General features: G+C 70.4%; 6 protein-coding genes and 1 tRNA gene. 6 read left to right on the top strand and 1 reads right to left on the bottom strand.

Annotated elements, in window-relative coordinates:
- The first annotated feature begins 138 nt into the window (after window positions 1-138).
- Complete coding sequence (locus O5O46_RS18915) at window positions 139-1,089, top strand: DegT/DnrJ/EryC1/StrS family aminotransferase (protein WP_269856659.1); 951 nt, start codon at window positions 139-141, stop codon at window positions 1,087-1,089.
- A 64-nt stretch (window positions 1,090-1,153) separates the two neighbouring features.
- Window positions 1,154-1,226: transfer RNA gene (locus O5O46_RS18910), tRNA-Thr, on the top strand.
- A gap of 72 nt (window positions 1,227-1,298) precedes the next feature.
- Here O5O46_RS18910 and O5O46_RS18905 read toward each other — a convergent pair.
- The gene (locus O5O46_RS18905; RefSeq protein ID WP_269856658.1) at window positions 1,299-3,923 is read right to left on the bottom strand and encodes a SpoIIE family protein phosphatase; all 2,625 of its coding nucleotides are present in this window, start codon (window positions 3,921-3,923) and stop codon (window positions 1,299-1,301) included.
- A 390-nt stretch (window positions 3,924-4,313) separates the two neighbouring features.
- Between O5O46_RS18905 and O5O46_RS18900 the strand changes: the two genes are divergently transcribed.
- The 4 genes from O5O46_RS18900 (at window position 4,314) to O5O46_RS18885 (ending at window position 14,653) form a co-directional block, all read left to right on the top strand.
- Window positions 4,314-9,755, top strand: coding sequence for a HAMP domain-containing protein (locus tag O5O46_RS18900; protein WP_269856657.1), 5,442 nt, complete (start codon window positions 4,314-4,316; stop codon window positions 9,753-9,755).
- A 299-nt stretch (window positions 9,756-10,054) separates the two neighbouring features.
- On the top strand, window positions 10,055-10,738 hold the full coding sequence (locus O5O46_RS18895; protein WP_269856656.1) for a response regulator: 684 nt from the start codon (window positions 10,055-10,057) through the stop codon (window positions 10,736-10,738).
- A 104-nt stretch (window positions 10,739-10,842) separates the two neighbouring features.
- Window positions 10,843-13,614 (top strand): DNA translocase FtsK, encoded by a 2,772-nt coding sequence (locus O5O46_RS18890; protein ID WP_269856655.1) that lies wholly within the window; start codon window positions 10,843-10,845, stop codon window positions 13,612-13,614.
- A gap of 235 nt (window positions 13,615-13,849) precedes the next feature.
- Window positions 13,850-14,653, top strand: a complete 804-nt coding sequence (locus O5O46_RS18885) for a helix-turn-helix domain-containing protein (protein WP_269856654.1) — start codon at window positions 13,850-13,852, stop codon at window positions 14,651-14,653.
- Window positions 14,654-14,717: the final 64 nt, after the last annotated feature.

Here is a 14,717-nt window from a genome sequence, read left to right as displayed (position 1 = left end):
TTCAGAGAGCCCCAGTTCCCGTGCCAAGCACGGGAACTGGGGCTTTTTGCGTTTTCATCATCCGTCGTTCACCCGCCGCTTGACCGCAGATCGTCGGGCCTCGGGAGCCTGGCCAGCATCGACGACTGGAGGTGCGGCGTGAAGCCGAGCGGCAGCGTGGTCGAAGGATCGTTGGTCACCGTGTTCGAGAAGGAGTTCGCGGACCTCGTGGGCGGACGGCACTGCGTTGCCGTCCAGGAGGGGCACACCGCCCTCCGCCTGTCCCTCGTCGCGCTCGGCGTGGTGCCGGGCGACGAGGTGATCGTGCCCTCGTACGGTCCCGCGGCGGCGGTGGAGGCCGTTCGGCTGGCCGGTGCCACCCCGGTCTTCGCGGACATCGACGCGCACACCTTCTGCCTGGACCCGGATGCCGTGGCAGCCGCGATCAGTTGGCGCACCGTCGCGATCGTCGCCGGGCACCGGTTCGGGCACCCGGCACCCATGCGTCGGCTGGCAGAGTTGGCGCGGGCCCATGGACTGGCCCTGGTGGAGGACGCGTCGGAGGCATGCGGGGCCGGGCTGGACCGCGAACCGGTCGGTACCTTCGGCGTTCTGGCGGCGTTCAGCCTGGCCGTCGTCACCGAGGACCCACGACTCGCCCGCAGGGTGAGGGAGTTGCGTACGCCGGAGGTGCGGCTCACCGACGAGTCCGCGGTGGCCTGGCGGGGTGAGCTGGAGCGGCTGGCCGGGTTCGCCGCGCGGCGCCGGGCCAACGCCCGTGTCTTCGACTCGGCGTTGAAGGGCGTACACATACCGCACGTGGCGGCGGGCGCCCGGCATGTCTACCACCGGTATGTGGTGCGGGTACCGGGGAACGGCCGACCGGACCGGGACGCGTTCGCCAGGGCGCTGGCAACTCGTGGCGTCGACGCGGGAATTCCGGTGCCCACCCCGCTGCACCGCATTCCGGCCTTCCGTATGCCGGTGGATTTGCCGCACACCGAGCGTGCGGCGGCCGAGACGCTGTCGCTGCCGGTGCATCCGCTCCTCACCGAGCGCGAGGTCGAGCGGATCGTCTCGGCCTGCAACGCACTCGGCGGGCTGCTTTAGCCCCGCGGTCGGCCGTCAATTTTGGTCGACGGGAGCGATGGGCTACGATCTTCCCTGTCGGCGCGCCCCAATAGCTCAGTCGGCAGAGCGTCTCCATGGTAAGGAGAAGGTCTACGGTTCGATTCCGTATTGGGGCTCAGATGACGAAGGCCCCGCCTGGTGGAAACCAGGCGGGGCCTTCGTGCATTTCGCCGCGGGACCGCGGGAGTTCACTGGAGTTCGGGAACCCGCATCGCCAGGATCGCCATGTCGTCCGAGGGTGCGTCCGCGGCGAACCGTTCGACCGCCCGCTGCACCCGTGCCGCCACGGCGCCCGCGGTGAGGCCGGTGCTCTGCGCGAGGACCTCGGCGAGCCCGTCGTCGCCCAGCATCCTGCTGCCCTCACGGCGCTCGGTGACGCCGTCGGTCACGCACAGCAGCACGTCGCCGGGCTCCAGTTGCACGGTCTGCTCGATGAGCTCCAGATCCTCCAACACGCCCAGCAGCGGCTGCGGTTCGGCCGCCGGTTCGACGGTGCCGTCCTGCCGTAGCCGCAGCGGCAGCGGATGACCGGCGCAGACCACCTTCAGCAGTGCGCTGCCGTCTTCCTGCGGCCACAACTCCCCGTAGAGCAGGGTCAGGAAGCGGCTGCGGGCGCCCTCGTCGAGGATCGCGGCGTTGAGCCGCTCCAGTACCGCCGGGCCGCCGAAGCCCTCCCTGGCGAGCAGGCGCAGCGCGTGACGGGCGAGGCCGGTGACCGCCGCGGCCTCCGGGCCGGTACCGCACACGTCGCCGATGGCGAAGCCCCAGCAGCCCTCGCGGATCGGGAACAGGTCGTAGAAGTCGCCGCCGACCTCGTTGCCCTCGCCTGCGGCCTGGTAGATCACCTCGACCTCGACGCCGGGGATCTGCGGCAGTTCCGGCGGCAGCAGGCTGCGTTGCAGCGACTGGCTGATGGCGGTGCGCTCCGAGTACAACCGCGCGTTGTCCAGGGCGAGCGCGGCCCGGCGGGAGAGGTCCTCGGCGAGTTCCAGGATCTCCTGGCGGAAGCGCTCGTCGGAGGGCTTGCCGAGGGTGAGCATGCCGATCACGCGGTTGCGGGCGACCAGCGGGAGTACGACCGTCTCGCCGCCGACCGCCGAGGCGGTGGCGTGCGCACCGGTGCCGGTCGCGGGACGGCCGGCCTCGGCCAGACCGAGGCTGCGCAGCGAGGCGCGCAGCGCGGTGGAGTGGGCGGCGTCGGAGGGCGCGGTCCACACCCGGGCGCCGGGGGTCGGGTCGGGGGAGGGCGGGGCGATGCGGGACAGCAGTGCCTTCAGGCCGTCGATGCGGTCCTCGTCCTCGTGCAGTACGAAGGCCAGTTCCGGCTCCGACTGCTCGGCGATGGTGTAGACGGCGCACCAACTGGCCAGGGTGGGCACGGTCATCTGTGCCATCAGGGCCAGTGTCTGGTCCCGCTCCAGCGTTCCGGCCAGCAGGTCGGAGGCCTCGACGAGGAACGACAGCGAGCCGCGGCGCAGCCGTTCCAGCTCGGTGAGCCGGGCGCTCTCCACGGCCAGTGCGATCCGGTCGGCGGCGAACTGCAGGCGCAGCGCCTCCTCGTTGCTGTAGCGGCCGGGGGATTCGGCGGCGACGCCGAGGGAGCCGGTCAGCCGTCCCTCCACCTTCAGCGGCACGGTGACCACCGAGCGCATCCCGGTGCCGGCCAGCAGCGGTACGGCGCCCGGCGCGGCGATGAGGTCCTCGTGCACGGCGGGCATGCGTGCGCTGCCGTAGCGGCCGGTACCCGCCTCGACGGGCACCCGGGCGAACCGCTGGCGGGCCGCGGGCAGGCCGGTGGAGGCGCGCACCTCCAGCTCGGTCTCGTCGTCGGTGGCGAGCAGCAGGTAGGCGGCGTCACCGTCGAGCATGTCCCGGGCCCGTTCCACGGTGCGCTGGAGCAGGCTGTCGAGGTCGTCGGGGGCGGGGGAGCCGATGAAGACCTCGAAGGGGTCGGTGGTGGTCTTGCTGCGGTCGGCCTGTGCCGGGTCCTGCGCCGAGCCGCGCAGCGGGCCGCCCTGGAGCACGGCGCGCTCGTGGTCGCGTACCAGCAGGCAGACCGTGGACGGCTCACCGGAGGAGTCGCGCACCCGCAGATGCGAGCCGTACACCGGCTGGACCTTGCCGTCGGCGCCGCGCAGCCCGTACGAGCCCTCCCAACGGGAGAGCCGCAGCGCCTCGGCGAGGCCGAAGCCGGTGCCGGGAGTCTGCGGCCAGGCGGTGAGGTCGCCGAGCGCCTTGCCGACGACCTGCTGCGGTGAGTGCCCGAACAGTGACTGCGCGTCCTCGTTCCAGCCGCTGATGACGCCGTCGCGGTCGACCTGGATGACGGCGACCCGGACCTGGGAGTCGGTCAGCGGCAGCGAGGTGAGCGGGAGGGCGGGGCCCGCGGCGCGGGTACCGGCCGGGCGTTCGGGCAGGTCGAGTTGGAACCACACCTGCTTGTGGGTCGGGGCGTACTCCACGCCCCAGCGGGAGGCCAGCGCGGAGCACAGGATGAGGCCGCGGCCGCCCTCGCGGTCGGGGTGGCTGACGCGGTCCCCCTCGTGCAGCGGGACCTCGCGTTCGGGGTAGTGGTCGGCGACCTCGATGCGCACCGACGCCGGGTAGCGCAGGCAGAGCACGTCGGCGGCGGTGCCCGCGTGCACCACGGCGTTGGTGACCAGTTCGCTGGTGAGCACGACGGCGTCGTCGACCACGTCGCTGAAGCCCCAGCCCTGCAGGGTGTCGCGGACGAAGGCACGTGCGGTGGCGACCGAGCGTCCGACCGGCTCGAAGGTGGCGGCTGCACGCGCGGTGATCAATTGGCTCCTCATGTGTCGTGGGTCACCCGGGTCGTAGCTGCTTCGTTGCTCTCCCACATGGCGAAGCCGGGTCTCGGGAGCGTTGGTCGCGGCCGGACCACGCCCCAGTTCGGCGCTCTGCTCGCGCATGTCGCGGCACCCCTCCGCTGCCCAGGTGTACGCCCGGCTCTTGGCGGGCAACCGGATGCCAGGTTACTTACCCACCTGGGGCGCGCGTGCGCCGGTTGCGGGTGTTTTCCATCGTGATCCATCGGGATCGCTCTGTGGCAACCACACCGGGGTCTGGTATGCCATGCTGCCGAACCGTTATGGCCAAGGCCGACCATGGTGAAACACTGGGAGGGCCTTGGGCAGGGGCAAGGGCCAGGGCAAGTCGACGTTCGACCCTCCGGGAGGGACACGGTGGAGTCTGGTGCATCGCCGCGTGGCGGCGCCACGCGGACGAAGGGCGCGCGGTCCCGCGCCAACGGGACCGTCGAGGTCGACTCAGCCGCTCTGCACAGGATGCTGTCCGCGCTGGTGGCCATGCGGGACGGGAACTTCCGCAAACGGCTGACGGTCTCCGGTGACGGGGTGATGGCCGAGATCGCCGCGGTCTTCAACGAGGTCGCGGACCGTAACCAGCACCTCACAGGGGAGCTGGCGCGCGTCCGGCGGGTCGTCGGCCGGGAGGGCAAGCTCACCGAGCGCCTGGAGGTCGGCGCCTGCGAGGGAGCCTGGGCCGCGGCGATCGACGCGTCGAACGCGCTGGTGGACGATCTGGTGCGGCCGGTGTCCGAGGTCGGCCGGGTGCTGTCGGCGGTCGCCGAGGGCGACCTGGAGCAGCGCATGGACCTGCGTTCGCAGGGACCCGACGGCTCGGCGCATCCGCTGCGCGGGGAGTTCCTGAAGGTGGGCCGTACCGTCAACGGCCTGGTGGACCAGTTGTCGGCGTTCACCGACGAGGTGACGCGGGTGGCCAGTGAGGTGGGCACCGAGGGCAAGCTGGGCGGGCAGGCCCGGGTGCGCGGCATGTCGGGTTCGTGGAAGGACCTGACGGACTCGGTCAACACCATGGCGTCCCGGCTGACCGCGCAGGTGCGGGACATCGCGCTGGTCACCACGGCGGTGGCCAAGGGCGATCTGTCGCGCAAGGTCACCGTCCATGTGGCGGGCGAGATGCTGGAGTTGAAGAACACCGTCAACACGATGGTGGACCAGCTCTCGTCGTTCGCCTCCGAGGTGACCCGGGTGGCCCGGGAGGTGGGCACCGAGGGGGAACTCGGCGGCCAGGCCCAGGTGCCCGGGGTCGCCGGTGTGTGGAAGGACCTGACGGACTCGGTCAACACCATGGCTGGGAACCTGACCGCGCAGGTGCGGGACATCGCGCAGGTGACCACCGCGGTGGCCAACGGTGACCTCTCGCAGAAGATCACCATCGCGGCGCGCGGTGAGGTGGCCCAGCTCGCCGAGACGATCAACGGCATGACCGAGACGCTGCGCACCTTCGCCGACGAGGTGACCCGGGTCGCCTACGAGGTCGGCGCCGAAGGCCAGTTGGGCGGGCAGGCGCAGGTGCCGGGTGCGGCGGGTACGTGGAAGGACCTGACGGACTCCGTGAACACGGCGTTCCGCAACCTGACCGCGCAGGTGCGGGACATCGCGCAGGTGACGACCGCGGTGGCCAACGGTGACCTGTCGCAGAAGGTGACGGTCGATGTCTCCGGCGAGATGCTGGAGTTGAAGAACACCGTCAACACCATGGTCGACCAGCTCTCGTCGTTCGGCTCCGAAGTGACCCGGGTGGCACGGGAGATCGGCGTCGAGGGCGAACTCGGCGGTCAGGCGCAGGTACCCGGCGCGGCCGGTACGTGGAAGGACCTGACGGACTCCGTCAACACGGCGTTCCGCAACCTCACCGGCCAGGTGCGCAACATCGCCCAGGTGACGACAGCCGTGGCCAACGGTGACCTGTCGCAGAAGGTGACGGTCGATGTCTCCGGCGAGATGCTCCAGTTGAAGAACACCGTCAACACGATGGTGGACCAACTGTCGTCGTTCGCCGCCCAGGTGACACGGATGGCGCGTGACGTGGGTACCGAGGGCCGGCTGGGCGGTCAGGCGGAGGTGCCGGGTGTCTCGGGCACCTGGAAGGACCTGACCGACTCCGTCAACTTCATGGCGGGCAACCTGACCTCGCAGGTGCGGCAGATCGCCCAGGTGACGACGGCGGTGGCGCGTGGTGACCTGTCGCAGAAGATCGAGGTCGACGCGCGCGGCGAGATCCTGGAGCTGAAGAACACCATCAACACGATGGTCGACCAGCTCTCCGCCTTCGCCGACCAGGTCACCCGGGTGGCCCGTGAGGTGGGTACCGAGGGCCGGCTGGGCGGCCAGGCGCAGGTGCCCGGGGTCGCCGGTGTGTGGCGTGACCTGACGGACTCCGTGAACGGCATGGCGTCCAACCTGACGGACCAGGTCCGCAACATCGCGCAGGTCGCCACGGCGGTGGCGCGTGGTGACCTGTCGCAGAAGATCGACGTGGACGCCCGGGGCGAGATCCTGGAGCTGAAGAACACCCTGAACACGATGGTCGACCAGCTCTCCGCCTTCGCCGAGCAGGTCACCCGGGTGGCGCGCGAAGTGGGTACCGAGGGCATCCTGGGCGGCCAGGCCGATGTGAAGGGCGTGTCGGGCACCTGGAAGGACCTGACGCAGTCCGTGAACGGCATGGCGTCGAACCTGACCGACCAGGTCCGCAGCATCGCCGAGGTGACGACGGCGGTCGCGCAGGGCGACCTGTCGAAGAAGATCACGGTGGACGCCAAGGGCGAGATCCTCGAACTGGTCACCACCGTGAACACCATGGTGGACCAGCTGTCGGCGTTCGGCGACGAGGTGACCCGGGTGGCCCGCGAGGTGGGCACCGAGGGCCGGCTGGGCGGTCAGGCGCGGGTGCGTGATGTGTCCGGCATCTGGAAGGATCTCACCGAGAACGTCAACATCATGGCGAACAACCTGACCTCGCAGGTGCGCAGTATCGCCGCGGTCTCCACCGCGGTCGCCAACGGCGACCTGACGAAGAAGGTCACCGTGGAGGCGCGCGGTGAGGTCGCGCAGCTCGCCGAGACCATCAACACGATGGTGGACACGCTGTCCGCGTTCGGTGACGAGGTCACGCGGGTGGCCCGGGAGGTGGGCACCGAGGGCGAGTTGGGCGGCCAGGCGCGGGTGCCGGGTGTGTCGGGTACCTGGAAGGACCTGACCGAGTCGGTGAACTCGATGGCGTCCAACCTCACCAACCAGGTGCGCAACATCGCGATGGTGACCACGGCGGTGGCCCGCGGCGACCTGTCCAAGAAGATCGACGTGGACGCGCGCGGCGAGATCCTGGAGCTGAAGACCACCATCAACACCATGGTCGGCCAGCTGTCGGCGTTCGGTGACGAGGTGACCCGGGTGGCCCGCGAGGTGGGTACCGAGGGCCGGCTGGGCGGTCAGGCCCGGGTGCCGGGGGTCTCCGGCATCTGGAAGGACCTGACGGACTCCGTGAACCTGATGGCCAACAACCTGACCAACCAGGTCCGCAACATCGCCGAGGTGGCCACCGCGGTGACCCGCGGCGACCTCAACCTGCGGATCGACGCGGACGCGGCGGGCGAGATCCTGGAACTCCAGGACAACATCAACACGATGATCGTCAAGCTCCGCGAGACCACGTTGGCCAACAAGGAGCAGGACTGGCTCAAGGGCAACCTGGCCCGCATCTCCGGCCTGATGCAGGGCCGTCGCGACCTGGTGGACGTGGCGGCACTGATCATGAGCGAGCTGACGCCGGTGGTCTCCGCCCAGCACGGCGCGTTCTTCCTGGCCCAGGAGATCGGGGAGAACGGCGAGCGCGGCGAGATCGGCGGCGCCGAGGGCGCGGCGTACGAGCTGCGGCTGATCGGCAGCTACGGCTACTCGCGGCGGACCATGCCGACCTCGTTCCTGCCGGGCGAGTCGCTGATCGGCCAGGCGGCGGTGGAGCGGCGCACGATCCTGGTGGAGAACGTGCCGCCGGGCTACCTGAAGATCGCCTCGGGGCTCGGTGAGGCGCCGCCCGCCCATGTGATCGTGCTGCCGCTGCTGTTCGAGGACCGGGTGCTCGGGGTGATCGAGCTGGCCTCCTTCCAGCCGCTCACCCAGATCCAGAAGGACTTCCTCAGCCAGATCGCCGAGATGATCGCGACCAGCGTCAACACCATCTCGGTCAACACCAAGACCGAGGGCCTGCTGGAGCAGTCCCAGGAGCTGACCGCGCAACTGCGGGAGCGCTCGGCCGAGTTGGAGAACCGGCAGAAGGCGCTGCAGGCCTCCAACGCCGAACTGGAGGAGAAGGCCGAGCTGCTGGCCCAGCAGAACCGCGACATCAAGGTGAAGAACACCGAGATCGAGGAGGCCCGGCAGGTGCTGGAGGAGCGGGCCGAGCAGCTCGCCGTCTCGATGCGCTACAAGTCGGAGTTCCTCGCCAACATGTCGCACGAGCTGCGCACCCCGCTCAACTCGCTGCTGATCCTGGCCAAGTTGCTGGCCGACAACGCCGACGGCAACCTGTCGCCCAAGCAGGTGGAGTTCTCCGAGACCATTCACGGCGCGGGCTCCGACCTGTTGCAGCTGATCAACGACATCCTCGACCTGTCGAAGGTCGAGGCGGGCAAGATGGACGTCAGCCCGACCCGGATCGCCCTGGTCCAGTTGGTCGACTACGTGGAGGCCACCTTCCGGCCGCTGACCGCGGAGAAGGGCCTGGACTTCTCGGTGCGGGTCTCGCCGGAACTGCCGATGACCCTGCACACCGACGAGCAGCGGCTGTTGCAGGTGCTGCGCAACCTGCTGTCCAACGCGGTGAAGTTCACCGACGCGGGCGCGGTGGAGCTGGTCATCCGCCCGGCGGGCAAGGAGATCCCGGTCGCCATCCGCGAGCAGATGCTGGAGTCCGGTTCGCTGCGCGACCCCGACCAGGAGCTGATCGCGTTCTCGGTCACCGACACCGGCATCGGCATCGCGGCCAGCAAGATGCGGGTCATCTTCGAGGCGTTCAAGCAGGCCGACGGCACCACCAGCCGCAAGTACGGCGGCACCGGCCTGGGGCTGTCCATCAGCCGGGAGATCGCCCGGCTGCTCGGCGGTGAGATCCACGCGGACAGCGAGCCGGGCCGCGGCTCGACGTTCACCCTCTACCTGCCGCTGAGCACCGGGGAGACGCCCGCCAGGGAGAAGCCGGCCGCGGACGGCGCCGCGGCGGCCGAGGAGCCAGCCGCCGCCGTGGCGCCCGAGGAGTCCGGCCACGCCCCCTACGGCCGGGGCGGCGGGCTGTCGCGGCTGCGCCGCCGGGCGCTACCGGCCGCGGAGCGGCGGGGCGGTCCGCAACTCGGGGAGGACTCCTGGGTGGACAGCGGCCAGCAGGAGGGCCCGCGGCGTGCGGAACGCGGCACGCGGGGCGGCTTCAACGGGCAGAAGGTGCTGATCGTCGACGACGACATCCGCAATGTCTTCGCGCTCACCAGTGTGTTGGAACAGCACGGGCTGGTGGTGCTGTACGCGGAGAACGGCCGGGAGGGCATCGAGGTGCTGGAGCAGCACGACGATGTCGCCGTCGTCCTGATGGACATCATGATGCCGGAGATGGACGGCTACGCCACGACTTCGGCGATCCGCCGGATGCCGCAGTTCGCCGGGCTGCCCATCATCGCGCTGACCGCGAAGGCGATGAAGGGCGACCGGGAGAAGAGCATCGAGTCCGGAGCGTCCGACTACGTCACCAAGCCGGTGGACACCGACCACCTGCTGTCGGTCATGGAGCAGTGGATGCGGGCGCGTTGAGACGGGCGGAGGCGAACGCGGCCGGGTGAGAGCCGGATGAGAACGCGTCATCGCACAACAAGGCGTGCCCGAAGGGGTGTGAGAGTGCGGTATGCAGGGAACCTTCTGGTCCCCCGCCACGTTTCTGCTACGTGCACAGTGACATGGCGGTGACAGGGTGTGGCGAGCGACGGGGTGCGGCTACCATGACCGGCACAAGGACGGGCGGCGTACAGGAGTCGTCCCTGGGGGCGGCGCCCGGTGCTTCCCCGAGCTCTGCGAGCAGGGGAGGCCCCATGCCGGGCCGAGGAGGACGGGCTATGGTGCAGAAGGCCAAGATCCTCCTGGTCGATGACCGGCCGGAGAATCTGCTGGCGCTGGAGGCCATCCTCTCCGCGCTCGATCAGACACTGGTTCGGGCATCGTCCGGGGAGGAGGCGCTCAAAGCGCTGCTCACGGACGACTTCGCGGTGATCCTGCTCGATGTGCAGATGCCGGGTATGGACGGGTTCGAGACCGCCGCGCACATCAAGCGCCGGGAACGCACCCGGGACATCCCGATCATCTTCCTGACCGCCATCAACCACGGTCCGCACCACACCTTCCGCGGCTATGCGGCGGGCGCGGTCGACTACATCTCCAAGCCGTTCGACCCGTGGGTGCTCAGGGCGAAGGTCTCGGTCTTCGTCGAGCTGTACATGAAGAACTGCCAACTGCGTGAGCAGGCCGCCCTGCTGCGCCTGCAGCTGGAACAGGGCGGCGGCCACTCCGGGGGCGACGGCGGCAAGGAGCCGGTGGGCCTGATCGCCGAACTGTCCGCGCGGCTGGCGGCGGTGGAGGAGCAGGCGGAGGCGCTGTCCAAGCAGTTGGACGACTCGGCCGACGCCGCCGCGGTGGCCACCGCGGCGCATCTGGAGCGCAAGCTGACCGGTCTGCGGCGGGCGTTGGACGCGCTGGAGCCGGGCGCCGACCCGGGCCCGTCGGCGGCGCCCCCGCAGGGATGACCTGTTGACGCCGCGTCACCCTTGCTACATCTGGGCTGCGACACGAACGGGCGTATGTCACGCCTCGTACCGGCCCCCGGGGCAACGGCGGTAACCTCGGCACCATGGCCTCACGTACGTCCGGCAAGGGTTCGAGCAGCTCCGCGGCTCCCGCCAAACGCACCGGGCGCACGTCGGGCGCCGCGGGCGGTGCCGCCGGTGCTCCCCGGAAGAAGGCGCCGGCGAAGAAGGCCGCCGCGAAGCCGCGTCCGGCCGCCAAGAAGGCTTCCGCCAGGAAGCCGGCGCCCAAGGCCGCGCCGAAGCCGGCGCCGAGTCCCACGCATCCGGTACTGCGGCTGGTGCGGGCCCTGTGGCTGGGTCTCGCGCACAGTGTGGGCGCGGTGTTCCGCGGTGTGGGCCGGGGCGCCCGCGGGCTGGACCCGGCGCACCGCAAGGACGGCCTGGCGCTGCTGCTGCTCGGCCTCGCGCTGGTGATCGCGGCCGGTACCTGGTCCAACCTCAGCGGGCCGGTCGGCGATCTGATCGACATGCTGGTGACCGGTGCGTTCGGCAGGCTGGACCTGCTGGTGCCGATACTGCTGGCGATCGTCGCCATCCGGCTGATGCGCCATCCGGAACGCCCGGAGGCCAACGGGCGCATCGTCATCGGCCTGTCCGCGCTGATCGTCGGTGTCCTCGGGCTGATCCACATCGGCTGTGGCGCGCCCGGGCGCGGGCAGGGCGCGCAGGCGCTGCGCGACGCGGGCGGCATGATCGGCTGGGCCGCCGCCGAGCCGCTGCTGTTCACCGTCGGGTCGGCGCTCGCCGTGCCGCTGCTGGTGCTGCTGTCGGTGTTCGGGCTGCTGGTGGTCACCGCCACACCGGTCAACGCCATCCCGCAGCGGCTCAGACACCTCGGCACCCGGCTCGGGCTGTACGACGCGGGCGACGAGGGGTACGACGACGAGCCGTACGACGACGCCGGGTACACCGAGCCGGACGACCAGCCGCGCCCTCGCCGCTCCCGTACCCATGGCCCCGCCGCTCGCGACGCGGTGGACGCCGCGGCGGCGGAGGCCGAGGAGCTGGGCCGCCGCAGGCCGCGGCGCGGCCAGGGCGCGCCGGTGGACTTCAGCAAGCCGGAAACGGCGCGAAGCGCCCCCGACCCGGTGGACGTCGCGGCCGCCGCGGCCGCCGCGCTGGACGGCGCCGTGCTGCACGGGGTGCACCCGTCTCCGGTGGTCGCGGACATCACCAGCCGGATCTCGATGGTCAAGAGCGGGCAGGGCTCCGCGGTCCCGGCCGCGCGCGCCGAGGAGACCGCGTCCCCTGCCGACGCGGTGCCGGATCTGACGAAGAAGCCCGCGCCCCCGGCCGCCGACTCGCTGCCGCCGCGGGCCGAGCAGCTCCAGCTCTCCGGTGACATCACCTACTCGCTGCCCTCCCTCGACCTGTTGGAGCGCGGCGGTCCCGGCCGGACCCGCAGCGCCGCCAACGACGCGGTGGTCGCGGCGCTGTCCGGTGTGTTCTCCGAGTTCAAGGTCGACGCCTCGGTCACCGGGTTCACCCGGGGCCCGACGGTCACCCGCTACGAGGTCGCGCTCGGCCCGGCCGTCAAGGTCGAGCGGATCACCGCGCTCACCAAGAACATCGCGTACGCGGTGGCCAGTCCGGACGTACGGATCATAAGTCCCATTCCGGGCAAGTCGGCTGTGGGTATCGAAATCTCCAACTCCGACCGGGAGATGGTCAACCTCGGCGATGTGCTGCGCTCCGCGGACGCCTCGGGCGAGGAGCACCCGATGACGGTCGGCCTGGGCAAGGACGTCGAGGGCGGCTATGTGATGGCCAACCTCGCCAAGATGCCGCACGTCCTCGTCGCCGGTGCCACCGGTTCCGGCAAGTCCTCCTGCATCAACTGCCTGATCACCTCGATCATGGCCCGGGCCACTCCGGACGAGGTGCGGATGGTGCTGGTCGACCCCAAGCGCGTCGAACTGACCGCGTACGAGGGCATCCCGCACCTGATCACCCCGATCATCACCAACCCGAAGAAGGCCGCCGAAGCACTGCAGTGGGTGGTCCGCGAGATGGACCTGCGCTACGACGACCTCGCGGCGTACGGTTTCCGCCATATCGACGACTTCAACGCGGCGGTGCGGTCCGGCAAGGCGAAGCCGCCCGAGGGCAGCGAACGCGAACTGTCGCCGTACCCCTACTTGTTGGTGATCGTGGACGAGCTGGCGGACCTGATGATGGTGGCGCCGCGCGACGTCGAGGACTCGATCGTGCGCATCACCCAGCTCGCCCGCGCCGCCGGAATCCACCTGGTGCTCGCCACCCAGCGGCCGAGCGTCGACGTGGTCACCGGCCTGATCAAGGCCAACGTGCCCTCCCGGCTGGCCTTCGCCACCTCCTCGCTCGCCGACAGCCGGGTCATCCTCGACCAGCCGGGCGCCGAGAAGCTGATCGGCAAGGGCGACGGGCTGTTCCTGCCGATGGGTGCCAACAAGCCGATCCGGTTGCAGGGCGCGTTCGTCACCGAGGACGAGGTCTCCGCGGTGGTGGCGCACTGCAAGTCCCAGCTCGCACCGGTCTTCCGGGAGGACGTCACCGGACCCAGCGGTCCGCGCAAGGAGATCGACGAGGAGATCGGCGACGACCTCGACCTGTTGCTGCAGGCCGCGGAGCTGGTGGTGTCCACCCAGTTCGGCTCGACTTCGATGCTTCAGCGAAAGCTGCGCGTGGGCTTCGCGAAAGCGGGCAGACTCATGGATCTGATGGAGTCGCGGAACATCGTCGGACCCAGCGAGGGCTCCAAGGCGCGCGACGTCCTCGTCAAGCCCGACGAACTCGACGGGGTGCTCGCGGTGATCCGCGGCGACACACAGGGCTAGCCGTGGCCGTACGGTTCGCCCAGAGCGGTGACACGGGCAACCGTAAGCGCCGCTCGTACGTCAAACGGAGGCAGGGGGCGGGCAGATGGCCGACGGCCGACGGTGGTACGACCAAGGCCGCAGGCCGGCGGACTTCCGTTGGCCGACAAAGTCATCTCGTCCGCTTGCCTGATGCTCGCCGACCGCCCCTAAACTGAATTTCCAGCAGGTGGCTACACGCTCGAAAGGCGCCCTCGTGTCCATCGGCAACTCACCTTCCGACGCAGCTTCCGAGGCACCCCTGTCCATCGGCCGCGCCCTGCACCGGGCACGTCTCGACGCCGGTCTGACCGTGGAGGAGATCAGCGCGGCCACCCGGGTAAGGGCGCCCATCGTGCACGCGATCGAACAGGACGACTTCTCCCGCTGCGGCGGCGACGTCTACGCCCGCGGCCATATCCGCACGCTCGCGCGGGCGGTGGGCCTCGATCCGGCGCCGCTGATCGACAGCTACGACGGCGAGCACGGCGGCAAGCCCAGCCCCACCCAGGTGGCACCGGTCTACGAGGCGGAGAGGATCCGTCCGGAGCCGCGCCGTCCCAACTGGACCGCGGCCATGGTCGCGGCGATCGTGATCGTGGTCGGCTTCGTCGGCTTCACGATGTTCAGCGGCGCGCGCAGCGGTACCGAGTCGGTGGCCGGGAACGCCACCCAGCCCAGCCCCAGCCACCCGGCGACCCATCCACCCGTCAGCAAGACTCCCGAGCCCAGCCGCAGCGCCATCGCCGCCGCCCCGGGCGACAAGGTCACCGTCAAGCTCACCGCCGACGGCGGCAAGAGCTGGATCACCGCGACCGCCAACGACGGGCACTCGCTGTTCGAAGGGCTACTCGACCAGGGCCAGTCCAAGATCTTCACCGACGACAAGAAGATCTCCCTGGTGCTCGGCAACGCCGGAGCGGTCAAGATGTTCGTCAACGGCAAGGACCTCGGCACAGCGGGCAACGACGGCCAGTTGGTCCGCACCGACTTCACCCCGGGCAATCCGCAGGCCGGATAGCCGCGACCAGGGGGCACCGCCCGCCCGGCCCGCGGTCGCGGGCGGCGCGCCCATCGGCTCGCTC

The sequence above is a fragment of the Streptomyces sp. RPT161 genome (assembly GCF_027533845.1).
Classification (GTDB): domain Bacteria; phylum Actinomycetota; class Actinomycetes; order Streptomycetales; family Streptomycetaceae; genus Streptantibioticus_A; species Streptantibioticus_A silvisoli_A.
This window is presented reverse-complemented; position numbering and strand designations above follow the sequence as displayed.